The 25,421-nt window shown below is 41.1% G+C and carries 29 protein-coding genes; 14 read left to right on the top strand and 15 right to left on the bottom strand.

The window, feature by feature from the left end; all coding sequences use genetic code 11:
• Window positions 1–91: 91 nt before the first annotated feature.
• The 3 genes from NSTC731_RS25350 to NSTC731_RS25340 form a co-directional block, all read right to left on the bottom strand.
• Window positions 92–1,279 carry a HetZ-related protein 2 gene (locus NSTC731_RS25350; RefSeq protein ID WP_445627345.1) on the bottom strand — a complete coding sequence of 396 codons (1,188 nt, stop codon included), beginning with the start codon at window positions 1,277–1,279 and terminating at the stop codon, window positions 92–94.
• Between the two features lie 920 nt (window positions 1,280–2,199).
• Window positions 2,200–2,547 carry a carbon dioxide-concentrating mechanism protein CcmK gene (locus tag NSTC731_RS25345; RefSeq protein ID WP_445627344.1) on the bottom strand — a complete coding sequence of 116 codons (348 nt, stop codon included), beginning with the start codon at window positions 2,545–2,547 and terminating at the stop codon, window positions 2,200–2,202.
• An 82-nt stretch (window positions 2,548–2,629) separates the two neighbouring features.
• Complete coding sequence (locus NSTC731_RS25340) at window positions 2,630–2,941, bottom strand: BMC domain-containing protein (protein ID WP_445627343.1); 312 nt, start codon at window positions 2,939–2,941, stop codon at window positions 2,630–2,632.
• Window positions 2,942–3,314: 373 nt separating this feature from the next.
• Between NSTC731_RS25340 and NSTC731_RS25335 the strand changes: the two genes are divergently transcribed.
• Entirely contained in the window at window positions 3,315–4,202 is an 888-nt protein-coding gene (locus NSTC731_RS25335) for an alpha/beta fold hydrolase (protein WP_445627342.1), read from the top strand.
• A gap of 297 nt (window positions 4,203–4,499) precedes the next feature.
• Here the strand turns inward: NSTC731_RS25335 and NSTC731_RS25330 are convergent, their stop codons facing one another.
• The 4 genes from NSTC731_RS25330 to NSTC731_RS25315 are packed head-to-tail and all read right to left on the bottom strand — an operon-like array spanning window position 4,500 to window position 6,449.
• Window positions 4,500–4,889, bottom strand: coding sequence for a tautomerase family protein (locus NSTC731_RS25330; protein WP_445627341.1), 390 nt, complete (start codon window positions 4,887–4,889; stop codon window positions 4,500–4,502).
• Between the two features lie 16 nt (window positions 4,890–4,905).
• Complete coding sequence (locus NSTC731_RS25325) at window positions 4,906–5,544, bottom strand: hypothetical protein (RefSeq protein ID WP_445627340.1); 639 nt, start codon at window positions 5,542–5,544, stop codon at window positions 4,906–4,908.
• A gap of 2 nt (window positions 5,545–5,546) precedes the next feature.
• On the bottom strand, window positions 5,547–6,179 hold the full coding sequence (locus NSTC731_RS25320) for a ParA family protein (protein WP_322671549.1): 633 nt from the start codon (window positions 6,177–6,179) through the stop codon (window positions 5,547–5,549).
• A gap of 3 nt (window positions 6,180–6,182) precedes the next feature.
• Window positions 6,183–6,449, bottom strand: coding sequence for a hypothetical protein (locus NSTC731_RS25315; protein ID WP_445627339.1), 267 nt, complete (start codon window positions 6,447–6,449; stop codon window positions 6,183–6,185).
• Between the two features lie 17 nt (window positions 6,450–6,466).
• Between NSTC731_RS25315 and NSTC731_RS25310 the strand changes: the two genes are divergently transcribed.
• The 3 genes from NSTC731_RS25310 (at window position 6,467) to NSTC731_RS25300 (ending at window position 8,900) form a co-directional block, all read left to right on the top strand.
• Window positions 6,467–7,849, top strand: a complete 1,383-nt coding sequence (locus NSTC731_RS25310) for a cytochrome P450 (RefSeq protein ID WP_445627338.1) — start codon at window positions 6,467–6,469, stop codon at window positions 7,847–7,849.
• A 110-nt stretch (window positions 7,850–7,959) separates the two neighbouring features.
• Window positions 7,960–8,262, top strand: a complete 303-nt coding sequence (locus NSTC731_RS25305) for a type II toxin-antitoxin system HigB family toxin (RefSeq protein WP_445627337.1) — start codon at window positions 7,960–7,962, stop codon at window positions 8,260–8,262.
• A 230-nt stretch (window positions 8,263–8,492) separates the two neighbouring features.
• Window positions 8,493–8,900 (top strand): helix-turn-helix domain-containing protein, encoded by a 408-nt coding sequence (locus tag NSTC731_RS25300; protein ID WP_445627336.1) that lies wholly within the window; start codon window positions 8,493–8,495, stop codon window positions 8,898–8,900.
• A gap of 202 nt (window positions 8,901–9,102) precedes the next feature.
• Here the strand turns inward: NSTC731_RS25300 and NSTC731_RS25295 are convergent, their stop codons facing one another.
• The 3 genes from NSTC731_RS25295 to NSTC731_RS25285 all read right to left on the bottom strand — a co-directional run bounded on the left by NSTC731_RS25295 (window position 9,103) and on the right by NSTC731_RS25285 (window position 10,600).
• Window positions 9,103–9,795, bottom strand: a complete 693-nt coding sequence (locus NSTC731_RS25295; RefSeq protein ID WP_445627335.1) for a PD-(D/E)XK nuclease family protein — start codon at window positions 9,793–9,795, stop codon at window positions 9,103–9,105.
• A gap of 299 nt (window positions 9,796–10,094) precedes the next feature.
• The gene (locus NSTC731_RS25290; protein ID WP_322713050.1) at window positions 10,095–10,322 is read right to left on the bottom strand and encodes a hypothetical protein; all 228 of its coding nucleotides are present in this window, start codon (window positions 10,320–10,322) and stop codon (window positions 10,095–10,097) included.
• 104 nt (window positions 10,323–10,426) lie between these two features.
• Entirely contained in the window at window positions 10,427–10,600 is a 174-nt protein-coding gene (locus NSTC731_RS25285) for a hypothetical protein (RefSeq protein WP_445627334.1), read from the bottom strand.
• Between the two features lie 169 nt (window positions 10,601–10,769).
• Between NSTC731_RS25285 and NSTC731_RS25280 the strand changes: the two genes are divergently transcribed.
• On the top strand, window positions 10,770–13,541 hold the full coding sequence (locus tag NSTC731_RS25280; RefSeq protein ID WP_445627333.1) for a tetratricopeptide repeat protein: 2,772 nt from the start codon (window positions 10,770–10,772) through the stop codon (window positions 13,539–13,541).
• A 77-nt stretch (window positions 13,542–13,618) separates the two neighbouring features.
• Here the strand turns inward: NSTC731_RS25280 and NSTC731_RS25275 are convergent, their stop codons facing one another.
• The gene (locus tag NSTC731_RS25275; protein ID WP_445627332.1) at window positions 13,619–13,789 is read right to left on the bottom strand and encodes a hypothetical protein; all 171 of its coding nucleotides are present in this window, start codon (window positions 13,787–13,789) and stop codon (window positions 13,619–13,621) included.
• A gap of 224 nt (window positions 13,790–14,013) precedes the next feature.
• Between NSTC731_RS25275 and NSTC731_RS25270 the strand changes: the two genes are divergently transcribed.
• The 5 genes from NSTC731_RS25270 to NSTC731_RS25250 all read left to right on the top strand — a co-directional run bounded on the left by NSTC731_RS25270 (window position 14,014) and on the right by NSTC731_RS25250 (window position 16,965).
• Window positions 14,014–14,271 (top strand): hypothetical protein, encoded by a 258-nt coding sequence (locus tag NSTC731_RS25270; protein ID WP_445627331.1) that lies wholly within the window; start codon window positions 14,014–14,016, stop codon window positions 14,269–14,271.
• Entirely contained in the window at window positions 14,259–14,705 is a 447-nt protein-coding gene (locus NSTC731_RS25265) for a type II toxin-antitoxin system VapC family toxin (protein ID WP_445627330.1), read from the top strand. Before NSTC731_RS25270 ends, NSTC731_RS25265 begins: the two co-directional genes overlap by 13 nt.
• 59 nt (window positions 14,706–14,764) lie before the next feature.
• Window positions 14,765–15,004, top strand: coding sequence for a hypothetical protein (locus tag NSTC731_RS25260; RefSeq protein ID WP_445627329.1), 240 nt, complete (start codon window positions 14,765–14,767; stop codon window positions 15,002–15,004).
• A gap of 215 nt (window positions 15,005–15,219) precedes the next feature.
• A complete protein-coding gene (locus NSTC731_RS25255; RefSeq protein WP_445627328.1) occupies window positions 15,220–15,498 on the top strand; it encodes a hypothetical protein in 279 nt (92 codons plus the stop codon).
• Window positions 15,499–15,558: 60 nt separating this feature from the next.
• A complete protein-coding gene (locus NSTC731_RS25250) occupies window positions 15,559–16,965 on the top strand; it encodes a hypothetical protein (protein WP_445627327.1) in 1,407 nt (468 codons plus the stop codon).
• Window positions 16,966–17,030: 65 nt separating this feature from the next.
• Here the strand turns inward: NSTC731_RS25250 and ccmS are convergent, their stop codons facing one another.
• Both ccmS and NSTC731_RS25240 read right to left on the bottom strand, forming a co-directional pair.
• Complete coding sequence (ccmS, locus tag NSTC731_RS25245; RefSeq protein WP_445627326.1) at window positions 17,031–17,459, bottom strand: beta-carboxysome assembly chaperone CcmS; 429 nt, start codon at window positions 17,457–17,459, stop codon at window positions 17,031–17,033.
• A 90-nt stretch (window positions 17,460–17,549) separates the two neighbouring features.
• Window positions 17,550–19,358, bottom strand: coding sequence for an ABC transporter ATP-binding protein (locus NSTC731_RS25240; protein ID WP_445627325.1), 1,809 nt, complete (start codon window positions 19,356–19,358; stop codon window positions 17,550–17,552).
• A 321-nt stretch (window positions 19,359–19,679) separates the two neighbouring features.
• Between NSTC731_RS25240 and NSTC731_RS25235 the strand changes: the two genes are divergently transcribed.
• The 3 genes from NSTC731_RS25235 to NSTC731_RS25225 all read left to right on the top strand — a co-directional run bounded on the left by NSTC731_RS25235 (window position 19,680) and on the right by NSTC731_RS25225 (window position 23,365).
• Window positions 19,680–20,528 (top strand): prohibitin family protein, encoded by an 849-nt coding sequence (locus NSTC731_RS25235; RefSeq protein WP_322713057.1) that lies wholly within the window; start codon window positions 19,680–19,682, stop codon window positions 20,526–20,528.
• A 419-nt stretch (window positions 20,529–20,947) separates the two neighbouring features.
• Complete coding sequence (locus tag NSTC731_RS25230) at window positions 20,948–21,364, top strand: DUF1824 family protein (RefSeq protein ID WP_445627324.1); 417 nt, start codon at window positions 20,948–20,950, stop codon at window positions 21,362–21,364.
• A 72-nt stretch (window positions 21,365–21,436) separates the two neighbouring features.
• Window positions 21,437–23,365, top strand: a complete 1,929-nt coding sequence (locus tag NSTC731_RS25225) for an ABC-F family ATP-binding cassette domain-containing protein (protein WP_445627323.1) — start codon at window positions 21,437–21,439, stop codon at window positions 23,363–23,365.
• A 95-nt stretch (window positions 23,366–23,460) separates the two neighbouring features.
• On the opposite strand, the gene NSTC731_RS25220 is transcribed toward NSTC731_RS25225, so the two are convergent.
• Window positions 23,461–23,745: a peptidase gene (locus tag NSTC731_RS25220; RefSeq protein WP_174708855.1), complete on the bottom strand. Its 285-nt coding sequence runs from the start codon at window positions 23,743–23,745 to the stop codon at window positions 23,461–23,463.
• 481 nt (window positions 23,746–24,226) lie between these two features.
• Here NSTC731_RS25220 and NSTC731_RS25215 point away from each other — a divergent pair, with 481 nt between their 5' ends.
• Window positions 24,227–24,721 (top strand): DUF4363 domain-containing protein, encoded by a 495-nt coding sequence (locus tag NSTC731_RS25215; RefSeq protein ID WP_445627322.1) that lies wholly within the window; start codon window positions 24,227–24,229, stop codon window positions 24,719–24,721.
• Window positions 24,722–25,184: 463 nt separating this feature from the next.
• On the opposite strand, the gene NSTC731_RS25210 is transcribed toward NSTC731_RS25215, so the two are convergent.
• A complete protein-coding gene (locus NSTC731_RS25210) occupies window positions 25,185–25,406 on the bottom strand; it encodes a hypothetical protein (protein WP_445627321.1) in 222 nt (73 codons plus the stop codon).
• Window positions 25,407–25,421 lie beyond the last annotated feature (15 nt).

The raw sequence follows: 25,421 nt of genomic DNA, 5'->3' as shown, positions 1-25,421 counted from the left end.
CATTGGGCATTGGGCATTGGGCATTAATTATTCTCCCCTGTTTCCCTGCTTCCCACTCCCGACTTCCCTATGCTCCATTTTTCACTACAGGCTACTCTTGGGTTCTTAAAGCTTGGGCTGCAAGATAGACTTTCGTCCATTCACCTAGCACTTGATGGGTTTTGAGTTTTAACTGTTCGGCTATGGCTTCTATTGAATTACCTGCTCTGCGCAAATCTAAGATTTGTCGCCCTAGAGAAGTCAATTTTTCATCAAGTTGCTGCCATTGGTTTTGGGTTAATCCCAAGTTATGTTCTTGCAAGGAAATTGAGAGCCAGTTGTCTACGAGTTCTGGATTGCCTTTGAGGGCAAAAACACGTACAGCATGGTAACTAATTTTTTCTCGCAGACGGTAGACTTCTTTAGTTGGCTTATTCAGTTTTTTGGCGATCTCTTCTTGGGACTTCCCTTGCAGATACAGCCGCAGCCATTCCACTGCTTCTGTGCCGAGATTTTCTTGTAAATAATTTTCAAATTCTTTTTGTACTGACTGGCGCAGCCCTTGTTGTTCTTCTAGTTGTTGTGCTTCAATATATTCTGCGATCGCCTGATTATCGACTAAGTTAACTCGATTGTCACTGTCGTCTGTAAGAACTTCTTCTGAGACTAGTCGAACCAAATCACGTCCTGGCACTTGGGTTAAACCACCGCGCTGAGTGCGACGCAAATAATTCACAAATCGATAAGCTAATAGGGGTTGATTCCTTACTGGTCGCAGACAATATTCTTCTAAACTGGCAAATAGCAGAGCATCTCCCAATCGTCTATCGGTTGTATATTTGGCAATATCAGCCATTTGCTGTTGCATCTGGCTGTCGTTTTGGAGTAACTCTTGGAGTACTTCTTGTAACACATCCATTACACTGCGCTGGCGATCGCGGCTGAGGGAAACCCAAGTCTGAATTTTATTCCGTAATGTTACTAAACTCCCCAATCGGGTTATCAAGTTGCGATAAGCACGTTCTCGCCCCAACCCCAAGTAGCGTTGACGTAAAATCCTCCAGCGATATTCCATCGCTTGCTTGGCGATATCTAGTTCTTTAGGATTATACAGATCGAACCGTTTTGAGTCAGATCCCAACAGCCAGAGAATAATGCTTTGCCTTACGGCTTCATTTTGGTCTGGACATTCCACAGCCAAGCGCTTTTGCCAATCTAGAGCCAGTTTTTCCACATCTATTGTCATAATGAGATTGCATTCCTCGAAACTCAATTTTGAAGTTTGCATTACAACCCCCATTCGTCCCACCTAATTGTTTAACTGGCAGCTGCCCCAGATTTCATGAGTTTCATGAAAATAGCTCAGTGATTCTACTTTTATTACGTCTGAATTCACTAAAATTATGCAGAAATTTCTACATTGATGTTTCGCTTTTACTTTAAAAAGTCCAAAATCAATATATATCAAGCATTTGGGGCATTCTGCCAATTTAAATTTTTTGTAAAGTTATGTTTTTTTAGTTGAGAACAGAAATCTGCTTAAAGTGTGGAGGATACACTTTTCACAAAATGGATCGGGTAAATCTAACATTTTGTAACAGATCCGAGGAACGAATCTAATTTAACTCAAAATTGGACGTTATTTCACTAGTATAAGTTTCAACTCTGTACAAACCCTTGCGTCGTATAATATTTAGTTTAATCTCCATATACTTAGTGTTCATAAGATTTTGCCCTGGAAGATTCCCTAATTCTCCTGAAGAAATTGGCTGAATTCCCTGCTTTTGAAATAGGATTGGGCTTTCACTGAATTGCATTAAGTTATGTTTTGTGATATTTATTGATTGAATTAGGTGTATATACGGTAACTTTTGTTTCAAAAGATGTTTTGGAAGTCGTTGTATAAAATAATAGTAAGGATTGATAGGCAAATTTATCTTTTTTAAACTAGCTTCAGTCACAACTACACCTTTCATATTGGTAAGTTATTCTTCAAGCTTTTATATTTCTAAAAATGAACAGTCAACAGTCAATATTGATTTTGACTATTGACTCTAACTGTTGTTTTCTGTCTGCTTCCAAATTCAACTTATGCAAAATCTAAAAACAGAAAGAATGTAATCCTCTAAAGTTTTGATAATCAGAAGCCTGACAAAAAACTTCTCTTTAAATTCATTTATGGGAAGTTTTTGTTTTGAATTCCCCCGCAGGAGGTTAAATCTATCGATTGTTCGATCTAACAATGGGATTTTCTACAGATTCTCGATACCTTTGGACTTGTTCTGTGTAACCAATTGGTAGAACAGCTTCAACGTTTTCATGGGGACGAGGAATAATCACCCAGGATTCTAGGGTACCGCCATAAACATTTTCTGCGGCTTCAACACCAGCAGCCATAGCTGTCTTTACCTCAGAAACATCGCCACGAATATTAACTGTAAAACGGGCGCTACCCACTCTGATATAACCAACGAGGGTAACTCGACCAGCTTTTACCATAGCATCTGCTGCTGCTAGCACGGCAGGAAAACCTTTAGTTTCAAGTGCTCCAACTGCCTGTAATGACATTATTAATCTCCTGTATGAACAAACTGGGGGCTACAAGTTAATTGTACGAAGCTTCGCTACAGATAATGAATAGCAAAATTGCTTAGAAGATGCGGAAAGGTTCTGATTCTTCAGTGAAATGGATTGGTAATATGGTTTCGACATTTTCTGGGGGATTGGGAACGATGTAGTGGGTAATTACTGTACCAACCTTTACTTCCTCTCCAGCTACGATTCCGGCTTCAACAGCTCTATTTACTTCAGAAACCTGTCCCCGGACGGCGACTAACAAGCGAGCGCTCTCCGCTTGACCATAATACACAATTGTAACTGCGGCAGCTTTGACCATTGCATCTGCTGCTGCTAAGACACTAGGAAAACCTAAAGTTTCAATTACGCCAACCGCCATTGGCATGGCATTAGCTCCTGGATTAAGGGATAAGCGATTTTAATTGTACGTGGCTTTAGTCCCCATTTTGACATTTTGGAAAACTTTCTTTGATGCCATATTTTTTTGGGGAGTAGAGACGCGATTAATCATGTCTGTTGGGAGATAGAATATTTTGATAGTCCCCGGCTTATGTTTTATATATATAATATTACAAATAATACTTCAGTATCTTAGGTTGTGTAACTTTATTGTTTAACAAAATTAGTTATGGGTGGAAGCAAGCTAGTAGCGCAAGGTGGAATTAAAAATTAAAAATGAATACAGCATAAGCATTTCATTGATTTGGAATGGGTGATTTATTTTTGCCGACCTGTACTAGTACGATCGACTGAAATTTATGTTTCCGAATTTTCTTCCTACAGCAGTTGAGCAACTCACAGAACCTACTTCGATCGCACTAGCTCGGAGTATTCAAACAACTGCGATCGCTACTCCTTTAACTAATCAAGCAGTAACTACAACATTTGTCAAGCAAGGGAGTGGTGGAACTCCAATTTTATTAATTCACGGCTTTGACAGTTCTGTGTTAGAATTTCGGCGGCTTTTGCCACTACTTTCTGAAGATAATGAAACTTGGGCGGTGGATTTGTTGGGTTTTGGGTTTACAGATAGACTCTCAGGAATTGCTTATAGCCCAACTGCAATTAAAACCCATCTTTATTATTTTTGGAAAAGCTTAATTAACCAACCTGTAATTTTAGTGGGCGCTTCGATGGGTGGTGCGACGGCGATTGATTTTACATTGGCTTACCCAGAAGTAGTCAAAAAGCTGGTTTTAATTGACAGTGCGGGATTGGCGGGTGGTTCGCCATTGAGCAAATTCATGTTTCCCCCATTAGATTATTTAGCAACTCAGTTTTTGAGTAATATGAAAGTGCGCGATCGCGTTTCTCGCATTGGATATAAAAATCAAACTCTTGCCTCTATCGATGCGTTATGTTGTGGAGCATTACATTTACAAATGCCGAGTTGGCATCAAGCTCTGATTTCTTTTACCAAAAGTGGCGGTTACAGTGCTTTTAGATTCACAACCATATCAAAAATTGTGCAACAAACGCTAATTTTGTGGGGCGATTCCGATCAAATTTTGGGTACTAAGGATGCTATGAGATTTAAAAGGGCAATTCCACACAGTACTCTTACGTGGATTCAAGATTGTGGTCATCTCCCACACTTGGAACAACCACAAATCACCGCGCAGCATATTTTAGACTTTCGAGTTTAAAGATAGCTCAAATCTCAATAATTTTTCTATAACGGCGATCTGGAAAGTGTTGTATCTGTTGCTAATGGCTTCTGTGATATAGCTACTATTTTTGTCTTTAATTATGTTTCACATAATTTTAGGGGAATGTAGCTAGAGCGATACCTTCTCTACGAGACGCTACGCGTAGCTTGCTTCTCCAAAGGAGTACGGTGAGCTTTCCTGCGGAACGCTGCGCGAACGCTAACGCAAACCTGTCTTGCATTTAGGTGGGCATTATAATGACATTACAATGCCCACCCTACAAGCTCCAAAGATTTACACTTGCACTTGGTAATTTAGGTTTAATTCATCTCCTGTTGTTCCCCGAATACCCCAGTTGTGTTTTGGGGTTTCTGTAATCGTGATTTCTATATCTATAGGTGCAATTGCAACTTGTTCGGATAAGCGGGAAAACAACAACTTAATTAGTTTCTTTTTCGTTTCAATAGTGCGTCCCTCAAACATACTAATCTCAATGATGATGTATTTCTCTGAACGTCCTAAAGGATAGATAAAATCATCGGGTTCGAGAGGAAAGAACCGATGGGCACGCTTGTCTTGAGGATATATTAAAGCTTCAGTAACACAAGAATGAATTGCGTCAGAAATGGCACTGCGAGAATGACGAATAAATGAAGCAGTGCCATAGATTTTGATTTGTACCATTAATCTTTAACTGATTCTAGTCAAGTAACCACATCTCATTAGAACTATCGGGATACTCATTCGGTTGATTTTGAGGTTGATTTTGAGCTAGCGTTTCCGATGAGCGATGTGATTTTTTGTAGTTAAGTGGATTGTAATGGTCTTTTACTGGTTTGATCGCGCTAGTTTCTTTGACAACAAGTTTAGATTTCTCTTCTGCTTTTTGTATTGCTTTTTGTTCTACTTTTTGTTTGAAAGAATTAATTTCTTCTATAAGCTGGGAATTTGCTTCTGCAAGTTGCAGTGCTGTTTTTTTGGTTTCATCAAGTTCTTTTGTTAGCTGTTCTAGTAATGATTTTTGTTCTGATACAAATGTTTTTTGTTTAGATAATTTTGATTGCAAATCAGCAACTTCTTGTCCAAGAGATGCTTCCTTTTTATGGCTTGCTTCTAGATTACTTGTCAATTCTTTGACAGTTGCTTCTAAATCAGCTTTAGTGGGACTGCGTTTAGTAGAAGTTGGCTCAAGTGGTTGTCCTAACGATTCCTCATCAGATGCAGCCTGTTCTTCGGCTATTTTTTCTGCTGTAACTTCAATCGCAGATTCACCTTCTGGGGGTGTAAATTTTTGCGCCTCTTCTTGTAGTAAGTCAGAGAGACTTTGTTTCCTAGCCATTATTATTTTCTCCAATCACGCTGTAATTCATCAGCTGCACGGCGGTAGTCTAATTCCGCCTCCCGTGCGTTTCCGCCTCGCCATTGAGTAATCGCTACACCTTCTAGTGCTGCTCGTTCATGAGCTTTATAGGCACGGATGAAGGTATTACAAGTAGGAATACCTAAGCGAGTTAGAGTGTTTTTTGCTTCTTGTGCTTCCCCCAAACTGCGAGTATCGACTTTGGTGAGCAATACCCGATGGGGGGTTCCCACAGGGATGACGGCTTCCTTGACTGTTTCCACGAGGATTGCTAAATCCATTGCAGATGGGGGTGTCGGCAAAACTAGATAATCTGCGATCGCAACTACCGCCACTAATGCTTCAGAGCGTAGCGCGGGAGGTGTATCCACCACTACTAAATCGTAACCTGTTATCTTTGCTAAATCACCTAAAAGTGCGGGATCTGTTTCTTGAGATAAATCAAATCCCATTCCCTGCTGACTGCGCCCAAACCACCAACTGGCAGAACCTTGAATATCTGCATCAATCAGCAGCACCTTTTTTTTCTTCGCAAAGTTTGCAGCCAGATTGACTGCGGTAGTCGTTTTACCGACTCCTCCTTTACCGTTGAGAATAGCGATGATTTTTGGCACTGCTTACTTCCGATGCTGCCTTTTGTTAGCGGTAGCGGGGCGTTTAGCCCGTGCTGAGTTAGGAGTGCTGAGTGCTGAGTTAAGAGTAGAGACGCGATTAATCGCGTCTGTACAGGAGCGATTAATCGCGTCTGTACAAGAGTTATTATTATCCTCTTTGTCTTCTTTTTCAGTTCCCAGTTTCCAGTCCCTAGTCCCCAATGATGAATATACCGCTTTCTGTAACCCTAAGTAACATGAAAAGTCGTAACAATAAAATTTAGAAGCCATTAACTCCCTAAAATTCTATGACAACAACTTACAATCTGCCCGATGGGCCTCAAATGCCGCGCTGGCTAAGAATGATCAAGTTTATTACTCAGCCAGTGAAATATGTGGATGATTTTGCCCAAATCTACGGTGACACTTTCACGATCAGGAGTAGTAGCTCTGATAACCATCTTGTGTATTTTAGTCAACCTAAAGCACTTGAGCAGATTTTTACTGCTGATTCCAAACATTTTGAGGTTGGGAGGGGGAACGTAGGACTAAAATTTTTGCTTGGCGATCGCTCTTTTATGTTAGCGGATGGCGATCGCCACCAGAGGCAACGGCAATTATTAGCTCCTCCCTTTCATGGCGAAAGAATGCGCGCTTATGGGGAGGAAATTCGGGAAATAACCCAACAGGTGACTCATGAATGGCAAGTTGGTAAACCTTTTAAGATCCGTGAGTCGATGCAAGAAATTACCTTGCGTGTTATTCTTCGGGTTGTATTTGGTTTGAATGAAGGACAGCTGTCTGAAGAACTGAGGCGATCGCTAAGTGACTTATTAGACTTCATTAGTTCGCCTGTAATGTCCAGCGCCTTCTTCTTTCAGTTCATGCAAAAAGATTTTGGTGCGTGGAGTCCTTGGGGTTGGGTTCTGCAACAACGGCAAAAAATCGATCAACTTATTTATGCTTTACTTCGAGAACGTCGGGCTGAACTAGATCAAAATCGCCAAGATATCCTCAGTTTGATGATGGCGGCTCGTTACGACGATGGTCAAGGGATGTCAGATGAAGAATTACATGATGAGTTAATGACGCTGCTAGTTGCGGGACATGAAACCACCGCTTCGGCATTGACGTGGGCTTTTTACTGGATCGATCGTTTACCAGAGGTGCGTGAGAAATTACTAAAGGAACTCAACACCATTGGAGTTAACTCCGATTTGAGTAGTGTAGGTAAATTGCCCTATTTGACAGCAGTTTGCCAAGAGACATTGCGACTTTACCCAATTGTCATGACTGCCTTCCCTCGGATTGTGAAAACCCCAATTACAATTATGGGCTACGAACTGCGAGAGGGAACGGTAATAATCCCTAGCATTTATTTAGCGCATCATCGGGAAGAAGTTTACCCACAATCCAAGCAGTTCAAACCAGAACGTTTTTTAGGAAGACAATATTCACCTTATGAATATTTACCCTTTGGTGGCGGTAATCGTCGCTGTATTGGGATGGCATTTGCCCAGTATGAAATGAAAATTGTCTTGGCAACTGTTTTGTCAGAATTTCAAGTTTCGCTAGTGAATAAACGTCCCGTGCGTCCTGTGCGCCGGGGGTTAACTTTAGCTGCACCAGCCGGAATGCGGATGGTTGCAACACCTCAAGTTAAGCATGCGAATACACCAGCGTTAGTTTAGGCAAGTAGGGTGGGCATTTTAATACCCACCCTAACTTCGCAATTTGCTAAGATAATCTCGTACCCGGTCAAGAAACACTCACATGAAAAAATACGATGTACTAAAAATTTATGCACATTATCAGTCGTGCAAGACTTGTTAAGTTCTGGGAAAAGCACTCTAATGCACAAACGAGCCTGCGGTTATGGTACAAACTTACATCTGTAGCAGAGTGGCACAACTTGGTAGAGTTACGCCAGGTTTTTCCCTCAGCCGATCAAGTCGGTAATTTCACAGTTTTTAACATAAGTGGTAATAATTATCGACTTATTACTTTAGTAGATTACAAATGCCAAAAAGTCTTTATTCGCCATATATTGACACATGCCGAATATGACAAAGATGAGTGGAAAAATGATTGTTGGTTTGCTTGATGCTAACTATTCTTTTGGGCTAACAATTTTAAAAATCATTTTTAGGCATTGAAGCCCTCAAATATATTATAGATAGTAATATGAACATAATTTCTAAGTTATAATTCATTAAAATCCCCTATTAGGGATTGAAACTCTCAGATATCTGGATACTAAGATGAGCACAAGTGTTTGAATTCCAATTAATCAAAATCCCTATTAGGGATTGAAACAATCAGATATCTGACAAAATGACTCCTGGAACACCTGTTACTAAAACGTATATTGAATTACTCAAATCATTTCCTCCTCGTCCCGTAACTTCCGAGGAAGAATTGTTGGCTACGCAAGAAGTCATTGATTCTTTGATTGATAAAGGTGAATTAACACCAGATGAACAAGACTATCTTAATGTTTTAGGTACTCTGGTTTATGAGTATGAACAAAAACATCATTCTATACCTGATATTCATGGCGTAGAATTACTTCAAGCAATGATTGCCGAATTTGGTTTGCGACAGAAAGACTTAATTCCTATCTTTAAAACCGAGTCTATTGTATCTGAAGTCTTGAGTGGACAGCGCAAGCTAACAGTTAATCACATTAGCAAACTTGCAGAGTTTTTTCACATTTCGCCAGCTGCTTTTTTTGAATCATAAGAGGAAAAACTTTACAAATTATCATCGCATTCCGACTTTACAGCAAGGCAACTGATGTAGCAAGATGCATTTAAGTGCCTTTCGTCCCACATCTCGAAGTGGATAGGAGGCAATGCATGATTAGTAGCAGTATTTCTTTAACTGCGATCGCAGCAATTTAAATCAAAGCACTTACTGCATCTTTGAACCAGAATCCCACTCATCAACTCCAAACACTTCTGCGTTCCCAATATTCGGCAACTCTTTTTTCCCATTGCTGCCAGTAATCTTTAATTGCTGCTGGTTCAAACCAAAATACCTCGGCTGGCATCTCTGGAATTGCTACTACTAACAAAGCATGATTTAGCTGAATGCCATAATCTCGATAATAGTTGTTAATTGCTCCAATGTATGCTGTAAGTTGTAGTGGATGTTCGTATAAATGCTCGATTGAACCTTTAGGTTTGTCTGCTGTTTTCCACTCGCAAATACAAGGGATGCCTTGATAACTGGCAATACAATCAACTTTGCCAGAATAGCTCAAATCGTAATGAAAAACAGAGCCTTCTACGAGTCTCACTGTGTCGATTTCTGCTAAGACTGGCTGAATACTTTCCCAGTAAGGGCGACTGGCTTCTGGACAAACAGGATTTTGTCCCAGGAGGTAACGCTCAATTTGTTTGTGTGTTTGGGTTCCCCGACGACTGGCGTTTGTAGATATGCGGGTGGCTTCTTCTGTTCCAACACGCGCTTTCCAATTTAATAATCTGTCTCTGTCTGCTTGGGGTTTGGTGACATTAAGTATTGTGGTGACGCTAGGGAAGCGGTTTCCCTTGGCATCTACATAATATTGTTTGCCATTTTCTCTAAGGGATTTACTATTAATTTGAGGTAGCAGTTGGGTATCAAATTGCATTTGTAATTCGTAATATCGTTGAAAATGATTTTATTTGGGAAAATAACGATAAATATCTTTCCCGTGCAGCACTCGCTGAAATAGGACTGTTTCTCCATCAAAAATAAGTCCTATACGATAATCACCGACGCGGATGCGATAAGCATTTTCATAACCCTAAAGTTTTTTGAGGTTAGTAATTTCTTCAAAGATTAATAGTTGTGGTATTTCTTCAAAAGCAAGGGTTTTAATAGTCTCATAGTAAGGTGTACTTTTCAGAGCCTTGAGATCCTTGATAAAGCTTGGTAGATATTGGGTAATCACTCTTGTTCTAGTTGTGCTAATGCTTCATCAATATTTAGAGGTATTTCATGTTCTACTGCCTTCATTGCTAAGATAAGTCCTTCATCTTCAATAGCTTCTAGCAAGCGTAGATAGTCATCAAAATCTATGACTACTTTACGGATATTACCTTCCATATCGGTAATCAGTTCTTGAGCAAAAGGGTATTTATCAGTTTGCATTTGGGTTGTGATTTTTGTAGTCATACTATGACTTTAGCGTTATTAGCTGCCCAGATCCCCGACTTCTTCAAGAAGTCGGGGATCTAAATCCAGTTTAAGTAAGTGACATTCGACTCTACATATTACTTTTACTTCAAATCATCCCCTTGTGTCTCCTCTGGTTCCAACAATTCCCAAATTAGAAAGGTAATTTCAATCAAAATACCCGAACCTGGGATTAACCAGTCTGCAATTAAGGGAATTACAAATAGTAAAACTGTCACCAGCTTTTTAATATTGATAGATTTCGTTGCTTTTTGCATTTGTTTCACCTGGAATACTGAAGCAACGGTAAATTTGGGGTAGTCAGTGAAAGCAAATACAGTTGTTTGTTGGCTGTAATGGGTGAATACCGGGAGATTTGAGTTTGGGGATGCTAGATTAAGTTTGGGGATTCCCGAAACTTTGTCCAAATTTGAGCAAAAGTAACTGATGGCGCGTGTTAGCTACGGTGATGATGTTAAAGCGCGGGTAAGGCAGCTATTAGAAAGGTTGTTGGCTTATGCCAATGATGAAATAGAAAACGGTGAGCTTTTTAAAATTGACTTTAATTGGCAAACACCAAAGCAACTAGTTGTGAGGACACAGCTAAGGGTTTTGGCTGAACTTGGTGGTTTAGAGAAAGAACAAGTTCGAGAAGCACTGAAAGCACTTGCTGAGTTTTTGGGTGTTCTAGAAGATTTGCGGGAACACAAGCGAGGTTCAGAGAACTGGCATTTTAAGCTGAAGCTTTGGTGTGAGAAAAGCGATAAAGATGGAAATTTAAAGAAATTTGATGCAGAATGGCAACGCCTTAGAGAACAAAAGCCTGGTGTCCAGCGTGCTGAAGGGAGAAAAGCTAAACTCAAGCCGACATTTTACGAAAATATTCCTTTAAGTGGGGTGGTGGAGTTTGTTGGACGTGAAAAAGATTTGCAAAACCTCCACCAGCTTTTGCAGGAAAACGAACAGGTGGCTATAGCTGCTGTTGCTGGCATGGGTGGAGTTGGTAAAACAGAACTTGCCCTACAATATGCCAGGAATCACCGCGAAACTTACAAGGGTGGAATTTGCTGGTTGCTCGCAAAATCTGGTGATGTGGGCATTCAAGTTGTGCAGTTTGCCAGAAGTGTGCTTGATTTCAACTTACCAGAAGGTTTGGATGTCTTCGCCCAAGTGCAATACTGCTGGCGGCATTGGCGTGAGGGCGATGTGCTGCTAGTGTTAGACGATGTTGGGGAATATCAGCAGGTTAAACCTTATTTACCCTCGTCATCTTCCCGGTTTAAAGTGTTGATTACCACGCGCCAACACTTGGGAGCATCTATTAAGCAATTATCTCTGGATGTATTGCAACCAGAAGCGGCGCTGGAGTTATTAAAGTCATTTTTTAAAGAAACACCACAGCGAATTGAGCAAGAATTAGCTGTGGCAAATCAGTTGTGTGAGTGGTTGGGATATTTGCCTTTGGGTTTGGAATTAGTGGGGCGATATCTGAAGCGCAAACCAGATATTTCTTTAACAGAAATGTTGCGACGGTTGGAGAAAAAGCGATTAGAACAACCCGCACTTGTTAAACCAGAAGGCGATATGACAGCACAACGGGGTGTGTTAGCAGCTTTTGAGTTGAGTTGGCAGGAATTAAACGACGATGACAAGCAGTTGGGCTGTTTATTGAGTTTATTTGCCGCCGCGCCTATAGCTTGGGATTTGGTGGAACAGTGTTTACCAGAGGAAGATGAGGAAGAGTTAGAGGAAATTCGGGATGATAAGTTATTGAATTTGCATTTACTCCAGCGTGAAGATGAGGGAATTTACCAACTACATCCACTGTTGCGCGAGTTTTTCCAATATCAGCTTACAGGTTTAGAACGGGCAGAGGAATTAAAGCGAAGTTTTTGCAAGGTAATGGTAGCTGTTGCCAAACAGATCCCTGAAACCCCCATCTTTGAGCAAATCTACGCTATCTACCTCGCCATACCTCATATAGCTGAAGTATCGAGAAAGCTGATTGAATACGTCAGCGATGATGATTTAATTTGGGTATTTATAGGTAACGCTAGGTTTTACAATGGTCAGGGATTGTATGAAAAAGCAGCACCTTGGTTTGAGCAGTGTCTAGAGGTTAGCAAAAAACGCTTGGGAGAGGAACACCCAGATGTCGCACAAAGCCTCAACAACCTAGCACAACTCTACTACTCTCAAGGCAGATACAGCGAAGCTGAACCCCTTTTCATTCAAACTTTGGTACTCAGGCGTAAGTTGCTGGGTGAAGAACACCCAGATGTCGCACAAAGCCTCAACAACCTTGCACAACTCTACGAATCTCAAGGCAGATACAGCGAAGCTGAACCCCTTTTAATCCAAGCTTTGGCACTCACGCGCAAGCTGTTGGGAGAGGAAGACCGATTTGTTGCCTTGAGCCTTAATAACCTAGCGGGACTCTACGAATCTCAAAGCAGATACAGCGAAGCTGAACCCTTGTACATCCAAGCTTTGGCCCTCAAGCGCAAGCTGCTGGGAGAGGAACACCCATCTGTCACTATTAGCCTCAACAACCTTGCACAACTCTACGAATCTCAAGGCAGATACAGCGAAGCCGAACCCCTTTTCATCCAAGCTTTGGGACTCAGGCGCAAGCTGCTGGGAGAGGAACACCCATCTGTCGCCACTAGCCTCAACAACCTAGCGGTACTCTACCAATTCCAAGAAAAATACAGCGAAGCTGAACCGCTGTGCATTCAAGCTTTGGGACTCAGGCGCAAGCTGCTGGGAGAGGAACACCCATCTGTCGCTGCTACACTCAACAACCTAGCGAGACTCTACGTATCCCAAGGCAGATACAGCGAAGCTGAACCCCTTTTCATCCAAGCTTTGGCACTATGGCGCAAAGTGCTGGGAGAAGAACATCGATATGTTGCTGCTAGCCTCAACAACCTAGCGGGACTCTACTACTCTCAAGGCAGATACAGCGAAGCCGAACCCCTTTTTCAACAAGCTTTAGCACTTAGGCGCAAGCTGCTGGGCGAAGAACATCCAGATGTCGCACAAAGCCTCGACAACCTAGCGGGACTCTACAAATCTCAAGGCAGATACAGCGAAGCTGAACCTTTGTACATTCAAGGGTTAGATATTTTTGAGCAACGGTTAGGAATAAACCATCCTAATACTGTCACTGTACGTGAAAATTTAGCAGATTTGCGCGATCGCCTCTCCTCACAATAGCAAAATTCATGTTCCCAACCTCATTAATCAAGCTTTAATCTCCAAGTTTCGCGTTCTAAACGAGAACATTCCTGTTTTTAGCGAGAACGTTCTTGTTTGAAGTGAGAATGTTTTTGTTCTAAACGAGAACGTTCTTGTTTGAAGTGAGAATGTTCTTGTTGCAAATGAGAACGTTTCTGTTTGAAGTGAGAATGTTCTTGTTGCAAATGAGAACGTTTCTGTTTGAAGTGAGAATGTTCTTGTTCCAAACGAGAATATTCTTGTTTTGAGGTGGAATGATGGTGTTATGAGGGCGTAGGCGTAGCCCGTCAAAGACATCGCTGTTATTTGATTGTAAACCGAGAGGCGATCGCCTTTGATAGTTGAGATATGATTGCGATCGCCATCGCTTTTTGAGCCACAATTGATAGAACGATAGGGAGTCCGCAGAACAAACAATAGCTAAAAACCAAACAAATCAGGAGAAGGCTTGATGCAATCAGCATTACGCATAGAAACTAAAGTGTTACCAGGCAACAAAATTGAAATCACTTTGCCTGCTGATACACTCTCAACCTCTGTAGGACAAACTATTGAGGTAATTGTCCTGATACCAGAGCAAAAAACGACACTGGAAGGACAATCGATTATCCACCTGCTTGAAGAAATCCACAAACAGCGTCCTGTTGGCAGAAGTGTAGAAGAAATCAATCGAGACCTCCAAGCAGAGCGAGATGCATGGGACAATTAATTCTGCCAAATGCTGCTCGTATATACGTCGATACGGTAACAGTTATTTACGCTGTCGAACAGACCCCAACTTATGGAGTGTTGCTGAATCCCCTATGGAATAGTCTTCAGGCGGGAAACCTTGAAGTCTTTAGCAGCGAACTAACTCTGATGGAAACCTTAGTTGTGCCACTGAGAAACTCGGATACATTTCTGGTTGATGCTTATGAGAGATTACTGCGATCGCCTCAAATGCAGTTGATTCCCATTAGTCAGACTATCTTGTTTGAAGCAGCAAGGCTACGGGCAAGCACGCCTTCTTTGAGAACACCTGATGCTATTCATATTGCGACTGCTACAACATCTGGCTGTACTCAGTTTATCACCAACGATCGGCAACTGAGGACAGCCACAAACTTGCCAGTTGTGATTCTAGATGAGGTGCTGACATCATGAGCGATCGCTTTAATTTAGTTAAAATAGCCTTAAATTTCCACACTTGAGGCGCTATAGAGATGGCAACCCTTAATCTCAATATTGAGCAAGTAATATCACTAGTGAAGCAACTAGCAATTCCAGAGCAGCGTATGATATTGCAAGCCATCAAAGCAGAGCAAGATACTTGGTGGGACAATAGACTTGATTACGGAGAGCTACAGATGCGCTATTTGAGTACAACACGCGGTCTTAACTGGGATATTATGACTGAACAAGAGCGAGAAGAATTCATAGACGATCTGATGCATGAAAAGTAATGATTTCTTATGTAGTTGTTTTCGATACAAACACGCTCTTTTCGGGGTTAGGTTGGCGAGGTAGTCCCTAAATAAATACCAGGATATTTATATTCTCAAAGCAGCAAAATTTACAAATTATCATCGCGTTCAGACTTGACAGCAAGGCAACTGATGTAGCAAGATGCATTTAAGTAAGTCCCTTTCGTCCCACATCTCGCAGTGGGTAGGAGGCAATGCATGATTGGCAGTATTTCTTTAACCACGATCGCAGCAATTTAAATCAAGGCACTTACCGCATCTTTGAGCCGGAGTGGAAAGCAGAGATTCTCCACTGGTTCAGCCGAAAGGATGTAGCTAAGGAGCAGAAAGAAGATTTTATCCAAGCTTTAATAGATTTTGATGACGGTTGCGGCGATTTTTATCGGTATCGCGCCTATTTTTTGGCGGCTGAGGCTTTATCCCAGTTCCCAGAATGTAGTTTGGGTGATGCAATTGTAGAACAGCTACTCTAATGGAGTTATGCCTATTTTCGGCAAGATCGGCGAGATTGGCAGATATTACCAAAACCATTGGTGAAGGCAGCTAGAAAAACGCTGGAATTAACTGATAGAAAACGGGTTATTGCGGCTTTTGTGCATTTGGTTCATACTACTGAAAGTCTCACAGTTCTTAAACTTGCAGCCAATAAGTTAGGAACATTTGACCCAGGTAATAAAAGTGCGATCGCAGCTTTGTTGCTGTTAATGAAACAAGCTAAATTTATCCCTTGGAGTGAAATTTGTAGCTTGGGTAAAATTGGCTACAACAATGAAGCTGTAATCAGTACTTTAATCCAATTTATCAAGATGAAGCCTGATGAGATTATAAATTACTGCTTGATTAAGCCTGATGAGATTACAAATTACTGGTTTACTTTAGAAGAAATATATCAGAGTGCGATTCTAGCTTTAGGAAAAATAGCTTATGGTAATCTAATTGCGATCGCTAGCCTGATTGATTTCATCCGTAGATACAAAGATGACGTGATTTCTTTACACACAGCTAAGGCATTGTGGGACATCGATCCAGGTAATGCAATAGCGTTAAATACTTTAGTCCAGATTCTCGAAACTACTGAGACTCCATCTTTGCTCGATATGTCTGTCGCATATCTAATGGCAATTGACCCAGGTAACAAAGCTGCAATTACTATTTTAACTGAGAGAATTAAAACTAGTGAAAATGAATTTTTCCGTTGTAGGGCTGCTTTACGTCTAAGAGAGTTAAATTCAGGTAATAGGGTAGCAATTACCACTCCACCTTTGACATTGCTAACACCAGTTGTTGAAAATAAACGAACCTTCTGTCAGACAAGTCAAAATTTTGAGGAAATACCAGTTGGTGATGAAAATGCGATCGCCTCGTTAGTCGAAACCATAGAGACAACATTAAGCGAAGAAATAAATTTTTTCGCAATCATGGATTTGGGAAAAATTGCTGTAGGTAATCCAACTGCGATCGCCTCTTTGATAAAATTTTTGCAGATTAACCAGGGTGATGCAATCTGCTTTGATGCAGCTCAGGCTTTATGGCAAATCGATCCAGGTAATTCAGTTGCACTCAAGAGTCTAGCCTATATCCTCGAAACTTCTGCAAGTCCATCTCTTATAAATCGCGTTGTAACGTATTTACTGAAAATAGATCCAGAAAGTAAAACTGGAATCGTTATAAGTAATAGAGTGGCTACGATAATATTATCCCAGATCCTTGAAACTACTCAGTATCAAGCTTCTGAGGATGAATATCTTTTAGATATCGCAGAAACCTTAACAAATATCCTCCAAAGCGAACATTCACCTGAAGTTGTCATAGCCTTAAAAGACTATCTGAGCGAACCACATTATAAAAAGAGTTCATATCGCTACGATGCTGTATTTAACATTATCTGGCATTGTGCCGAGAATATGACTTACCCAGACTTCTACAAAGCAATGAACTAAACAACAAGCGCAGAATTATTATCTTCCTTTGCGTCCCTCTGCGCTTCCCTTTGCGTTCCTCTGCATTAAAAAACAATCTCCTCCCTCATCCTCTCTTCCAGCACATCCAATAACCCATCCACATCCTTTCCAGCTTGCTCAAAACAAATCGGTGGCGCTGGTTCCGGTGCAAACTGAATTAACTTAATTTCCCCCTTCCCAATCCCAATCATCACAACTTCCACTTCCGGTTTGTGATTCTCGACAATTCCCAAAATTTCTTGCAGCCGATTCTCAACCTTATTATTTAAATTCTCTATCTGCTCTTTCGGACAATAAACAAAATGCGGCGTTGGTTGCAAATCAATACCAACAGTACCCTGACTGTCACCATTTGCTAACCACAATCCCCAAAACAGCGCCGCCAATTCTTGCTGATTTGCTTTCACAAACTTATCCAACTGGCGACGCCACTTAGTATCACCTGATTCTGGTTGACTATTACCAAAAAACATAAAATAATTCGTAATTCGTAATGACGCTCGTGGACTCGCTAACGCTACGCTAACGTAATTCGTAATTGAAAGAGAAAGAAAACGGGAAAGTTATCTCAAACCTGATTGTACGCGCCAGAGGCCGGAATAAATACCGTCTTTCTCTAGCAATTGCTCGTGGGTTCCCGATTCTACTAATTTCCCATGTTCCATGACATAAATGCAATCGGCATTGCGGATGGTGGAAAGACGATGAGCGATCGCAATTGTAGTTCTATCTACTGTAATCCGTTCTAGCGATCGCTGGATTGCTGCTTCTGTCTCGTTATCTACCGCTGAGGTTGCCTCATCTAAAATCAAGATGGGTGGATTTTTGAGAACTGCACGGGCGATCGCAATCCGTTGTCTTTGTCCACCAGATAACTTTTGTCCTCTTTCCCCCACAATTGTCTCATAACCTTGGGGCAATTCGATAATAAAGTCGTGCGCCTCGGCTATCTTTGCCGCCGTGATAATCTCTTGCTCTCTAGTCTCAAAACTACCATAAGCAATATTCTCCGCAACAGTGCCATGAAATAGAAAGACATCTTGGCTCACCAAACCAATGCAGCGACGTAAATCTTGCAAATTCAAATTTTGCAAATCAATGCCATCAAGAGTAATGCTTCCAGCTTGCACTTCATATAACCGCAACAAGAGTTTGACTAAAGTGCTTTTACCAGAACCAGTAGAACCGACAATCGCGATGGTTTTCCCCGCCGGAACGTTTAAAGACAGATTTTTAATTACTGGGAATCTATCTTTATAGGCAAAATAAACATTTTTAAATTGCACTTCTCCGCGCACTTCATTTACAGGTAAAGATACATTACCTGTATGAATGGCAATAGGAGTATCCAATAAATTCATAACTCGATTAGTAGAAGCCATTGCCCTTTGATATTGGTCAAATGTTTCGCCTAATCTAGTTAAAGGCCACAGCAATCGCTGGATTAAAAACACTAATACGCTGTAAGTACCTACAGACATAGCTCCAGTAACCGCTGCCATTCCGCCATATAAAAGTAATGCTGTGAAACCCACCAAAATTAGCATCCGAATTAACGGCACAAAAGCAGCAGAAAGAGTAATTGCTCTCCTATTACTACGACGATAAGCGTCACTATCTAATTCCAAACGATAAGCTTCATAAGCTTCAGATGTGAAACTTTTAATAGTAGTAATTCCGCTGATATTGTTTGACAACCGCGAATTGAGAAAACCTACCTTTTCGCGGACATCAGCATAGCGAGGCGCAAGTAGTCGTTGATAAGCAAAAGAACCCCAGAGAATAAATGGCATTGGTGACAAGGCCATCCACGCTACACTAGGAGCCAGAATAAAGAAAGCAGCGCCAATAATTAGAACCGTTGCAGAAACTTGGATAATATCATTCGCTCCTCCATCCAAAAACCGCTCTAATTGGTTAATATCATCACTGAGGATAGACATTAAACCGCCAGTGCTGCGTTCTTCAAAATAAGCCAATTCCAACTCTTGCAAATGTTTGTATGCATCCAAACGCAAGTCATGCTGAATATTCTGAGCCAAATTCCGCCAAAGTCGAGCGTAGGCGTACTCAAAAACCGATTCTAGTATCCAAATGACCACAGTCAGGAAGGAAATAATCAAAAATTGTCCAAAGACATCCCGCACCCCTAACTGTGCAATTATGGAATCCTGTTGCTTAACTACCACATCCACCGCCACACCAATTAAGCCAGGTGGTGCCAAATCGAAAAATTTATTGAGGATAGAATAAATAGTCGCCAGCCAAATTTGTTTGCGATACTCGTGTCCATACTCCAGCAAACGCAGGAGAGGATACGTTGAATGTTTACGCCTTCTTGATACCCGATGAGATTTTAATACAGTAGCCACGGTTTTTTGCGGTTTCGTGTGACTGATATTACCACGGAACAAAGTCTTGAGTCTTAAGTCCTGAGGCTGAAGATTGATTCAAACAGACTAATGAGAAACTAGTAACTGAGTTTATTCAAGGACTAGGGAGCAGGGGAGCATACTTCGACTCCTTTCGACTTCGCGGTAGTTGAGCGCAGTCGAAACTCAAGGCAAGACGCTCAGTAACCGGGGGAGATGGGGGAGATGGGGGAGTGAGGGAGAAGAATTAATAACCAATGACCAATGACCAATGACAAGTGACAAATGACAAATGACTAACTAAATATTGGAGAAAGGAATTTGAAAAATCAGCAATTGGGAAATTGGCAAACCACAGTTTTGGGAATTGTGTTAGCAATACTGGTGATTATTGGGCTAAATTCCTTTATTATTATTAACCCAGGACAAGCAGGAGTAATCAGCATCTTGGGTAAAGCCAGAGATGGCGCTTTATTAGAAGGCATTCACCTAAAACCACCTTTTATTTCCGTAATAGATGTGTATGATTTGACGGTGCAAAAGTTTGAAGTGCCAGCGGAGAGTTCTACTAAAGATTTGCAAAATTTATCTGCAAGATTTGCAATTAACTTTCGCCTCGATCCGATACAGGTAGTTGAAGTTAGAAGAAAACAAGGAACATTAGAGAATATTGTCTCAAAAATCATTGCCCCTCAGACACAAGAAGCATTTAAAATTGCCGCAGCTAGAAGAACAGTAGAAGAAGCGATTACCAAACGAAGTGAGTTAAAAGAAGACTTCGATAATGCCTTAGGCGATCGCTTAGACAAATATGGGATAATTGTATTAGATACTAGCGTAGTTGATTTAGCATTCTCACCAGAATTTGCCAGAGCAGTCGAAGAAAAACAAATTGCTGAACAACGGGCGCAAAGAGCCGTTTATGTAGCACGAGAAGCCGAACAAGAAGCGCAAGCAGACATTAATCGTGCCAAAGGTAGGGCAGAAGCTCAAAGACTCTTAGCAGAGACACTCAAAGCTCAAGGAGGGCAGTTGGTTCTGCAAAAAGAAGCCATTGAAGCTTGGAAGACGGGTGGCGCTCAGATGCCGAAAGTCTTGGTTATGGGTAATGACTCAAAAAATGGCGTACCCTTTATATTCAACCTTGGGAATGTCCAAAATCAACCATAAAAGGGAAGTGGGCATGAGATCGCAAGGTCTAAAATTATGGAATTTGCTCTGACCTCAGACAAATTCTACAATACATTGGACTATTTCCAATTAAAAACCTAAAATCCAGAATGGTATAAGTTGGGTTAGTACAGGTCAGTGGAAACGTTCCATTTCATTACAGCCAGAAAGCACAAAATTTAAGCATGAGTGATACCAATTTGAAAAATGATTGCGACAGATGGAAAACTGAAACATTTATCCAATAGATGTTTCACAATCCAAAATCGTTCGACTGAGCGACTTGCCTTGAGCGAAGTCGAAAGGAGCCGAAGTCTAAAATCTAAAATCCAAAATGGTATGACTTTTGACTTTTGCCTTGCGGTACTAGTCCCAACTCAAACACCACAGAAAAACTAACCAGAAAATAGTCGAAGTTTATGTCAACCTCCAATCCTCAAAATCTCACTGCCGAAGAAGCGAAAAAATTCCTGAACAAATTCAACTGTCTAGACATTGCCCCTATCCTCAACTCATCAGAAAAAATAGTAATTCGTAATGCCTTAATTTTGCTCACCAAGCTTACTGATTACCAAATTTTGGGAATTTGTGCTGATACCGCAGAAGAAGGAATATTGGCAATGAAAACCTATTCTCTGGCTTTGGGTTACGAACCACCAAACAATTTACTTACACCCGAAGGGCCAGTTTATATCAAATTAAATGGCAAAAACGGCTTGTGTTATCTTGATTCCTATGATGGACATCATCGTGGTGTATTAGTATCTTGCCAGTCTTATGACGAAGATGGAATCAACGAAATGTATGGACACCTTCCCTTGGACTTATTTGTATAGAGTTTTGCGAATGTAGGTAAGGCAAATACCTTACCTACTCACTAATGAAAAATAATTAATGACTTCAATCTTATGAGTATTATTACACTACAATCAGTAAAAAAAGACTTTGGAATCAAGGAAATTTTAAAAGATGCTAGCTTTAGCCTTGATGCTACCGATAAAGTTGGATTAATTGGTACTAACGGTTCAGGTAAATCAACTCTATTAAAAATGATCGCTGGGTTAGAATCCATTGATAGCGGTCAAATTTTAATTAACTCCGGTTCTAAAATTATCTACTTACCCCAGCAGCCAGATTTAGATGAAAATCACACAGTTTTAGAGCAAGTTTTTGCCGACAGTGGCGAACACATGGCTTTAGTACGCGAGTATGAAGAACTTTCTGATAAATTGGTTCACTATCCAGATGATAGTCAACTGATGTCTCGCCTTTCTGTGGTCATGCAACAGATGGATACGACTGGTGCTTGGGAATTAGAAACTAATGCCAAAATCATTCTGACAAAATTAGGAATTTCTGACTTTGATGCCAAGATAAGTACTTTATCTGGAGGTTATCGCAAACGCATTGCTTTAGCATCAGCTTTGCTATCAGAACCAGATGCTTTGCTCATGGATGAACCGACAAACCATTTGGATGCTCTTTCTGTAGAGTGGTTACAAAGTTATTTAAATCGCTATCGCGGCGCATTGTTTCTGATTACCCACGATCGCTATTTTCTAGATCGCGTTACCAACCGGATTATTGAAATCGACCGAGGCGACATTTACACCTATTTAGGTAACTATTCATATTACCTGGAAAAGAAAGCTTTAGCTGAAGAATCTGCCGTCAGCAGTCAACGCAAACATCAAGGCTTATTGCGCCGCGAGTTGGAATGGCTCAAAAAAGGACCAAAAGCTAGAAGTACCAAGCAAAAAGCGAGAATTGACCGCGCTCACGCTCTGCGGGATACTGAATTTAAACAAGTTCAGGGTAAAGTTGATATTTCGACAGTTGGTCGTCGCATTGGGAAAAAGGTTATTGAGTTAGATAACATTTCTAAGGCATACAATGGACGCACCCTGATTAATAATTTCACCTACGAATTTAGTCCAGAAGACCGCATCGGCATTATTGGCGCTAACGGTGCTGGTAAATCCACTTTAATGGATATCATTACTGGACGGGTTAAGCCAGATTCCGGCATTGCCGAAATTGGTAGTACCGTTCACATCGGTTATTTTGACCAGCATTCGGAAGAATTGCTCACAGCCTTAAACGAAAATCAGCGCGTGATTGACTACATCAAAGAAGAAGGAGAATTTGTCAAAATTACCGATGGTACTCAAATTACCGCTTCCCAAATGTTGGAGCGGTTTTTGTTTCCTGGTAATCAGCAGTATGCCCCAATTAGTAAACTTTCGGGTGGGGAAAAACGCCGTTTATTTCTGTTGCGGGTTTTGATGAGTGCGCCCAATGTCTTAATTTTAGATGAACCGACAAATGATTTAGATGTTCAGACCTTGGCAGTATTAGAGGATTATTTAGAAGATTTTGTCGGGTGTGTAATTGTAGTTTCTCACGATCGCTACTTTTTAGATCGCACCATCGACACAGTATTTTCCTTTGAAGAAGGCGGTAATCTGCGGCAATATCCAGGTAATTACTCGATTTATCTGGACTATAAGAAAGCTGAAGAAGCACAGCAACAAGCTGCTACTACTAAAGAGAAGCCCAAAAATGCCGAAATCCAAAATGGTGCGGCTTCACCCAAACAGGTAGAGAATACCAAGCGGCGGAGATTATCGAATTGGGAGAAAAAAGAATTTGAGCAGTTGGAAGTTAAAATTGCCGAGTTAGAGGACCAGAAAGCAGAAACCGAGAAAAGACTGGCGAATGTCTCACCGGGGAATTATAGCGAAGTGCAAAAACTCTATAATCAGGTGGAAAATCTCAAGCACGCCATCGATGTAGCGACTGAACGCTGGTTAGAATTAGCTGAAATAGAGTCTTGAAATTACTCGCTAGTACAGTTCGGCGTAAATTAGTTACCCATTTGAAATGTCTAAAACCCTTACACAATGGGAATTACGAATTACGAACTCTTAGTTTAATTATTAGGGTTTTGCCGAGTTTTTTTACCAAATAAACCAGACATATTTAATCCTGTCACCAACAATCCCAGAAGTCCTAATCCATTCAAAATTGGGTAGATTCCTTGCAGATGAAAGATTTCGCCTGTATGGATACTTAACAGGAAGCTAGCTGGAACTCCTATACCAATAGACCACTCGCGGACAAAGGTTGTTAATATTCCAGTCAGCACGGTTAACATCAGTGGCACAGATAGGATAATGCCAAGGATGCGATGATACTTACGAAATGAACGTTTCATGGTCTTTTTCCGGTAGTAGAAACTTTTTCCCAATACGCTAATGTAGGCTCAATATCACCTGAAATGCAAATGAAATGAGAAAAATCGAGTTTTTTACCTTGATAGCATTAATATTTGAATGACAAAAATATTAGGTAATATTTTTGTTGATAGTCAGCGTAAAATATGAACGCTAGTACCAGTCGGCGGAAAAAAACCTAATATTTCATTACAGCTAGAAAGCCCAAAATGAAAGACTTTTGACCCTTCGACTGCGCTCAGGGTCAAGGTTGAGCGAAGCCGTTGGCGCAGCCTCTCGCAGAGAAGCCTTGATTTCCGCTTTGCGGTACTAGTAGTATGGCAACCCAAAAATGCGCTTGTGAGGGCTGGGGAAAGGGTAAGGGATTTAAAACCTTTCCCCTTTCCCCTTTGCCCTTTACCCCGCCAAGTTCACTTGGCGAACTACTAGTCTACACAAACGAGTTTTGATGAGGAGTTTAGAATGAATCGTTTTAATCCAGTACTAATAGTTGCTGCAATCAGCATGATGACTTTGGTTGGATGCAATAAGGCTGAAGAACCTACTGCACAAACGCCACCTGCTGGGAGTTCTATCTCTGATACAACAGCCACTCCGGCTGCGACAACTACCCCTAATGCAGTAGCCACTCCGGCTGCGACAACCACCCCTAATGCAGCAGCCACTCCGGCTGCGACAAGCGAATTTCAAGGTCTACAAGGTGTCGTTACCAATACTAAGGCCGCAGTTCAGGCGGGAGATTTTACCAAAGCTAAAGGGGAATTTGATAAATTTGAAGATTTCTGGTCAAAGGTTGAGGATGGAGTGAAAGCTAAATCTCCCACTACCTACAAAGAAATTGAAGATAAAGCTGATGAGATTAAGGCAGGACTGAAAGCTTCCGCACCAAATAAACCGAAATTGTCAACAGCTTTAGGGGTTCTTAACAAGGATGTCACTAGTGTAGCCAAGCCTTAAGAGCCAAATACATAGACTGAGTATTTGTTGGCTAGTTTGCTAGTAGTACGTCAAGTTGAATTTGATAGATAAGCAAGTTTGTAGTAAGGACTTTAGTCCTGATTATTTTAAGCACTAAAGTGCTTACTACAAGCTATCAAAATTAACTTAGACATTAGACTTATTGCATAAGTCGGAAAAAGGGAAAGGGGGAAGGGGAAAAAGGTACTGCAAAAGTCGCCTTCCCCTTTAACCTTTACCCTTTTCCCCCAAGAGTGCAAAAGTGCTTTTTGCAAGAGGTCTATTGTACACCCCTTCTTTGCTTGCGAAGATGTGAGACAAAGCGTAACTTTGATGGGATAGGGTTTTTCTGGTTTGGAAGTTATGAGAATGGCGATCGCACTTCCACTATATGCTACTATCTCTGATAAACTGCGTAGTTTACCGCCGTCGGCATCGCCTCTGCTTAACACAACCTACCATTTCATCTTTTACTTTTGAGCTTTGGAGAATCGTTTTTCTCCCTTTTATCCTGCAAGCTGCGAATTTTAACCAGCACTGAAATATATTGTTGAGTCATCCAAATCAACGCCTCAATGGATGAGTTACCTTGGTCAATTCGGCTTTTAGCTTGTAGACCAATTAAGAATACTTGCATTGCCAGCAACAAACCAATGGTTTTACCGAGAATTTGACGGACTTGCATTTGATTATGCCCCAA

The organism is Nostoc sp. DSM 114167, assembly GCF_052692655.1.
The sequence above is the reverse complement of the archived record's forward strand: the minus strand, read 5'-3'. Positions and strand labels throughout refer to the sequence as shown.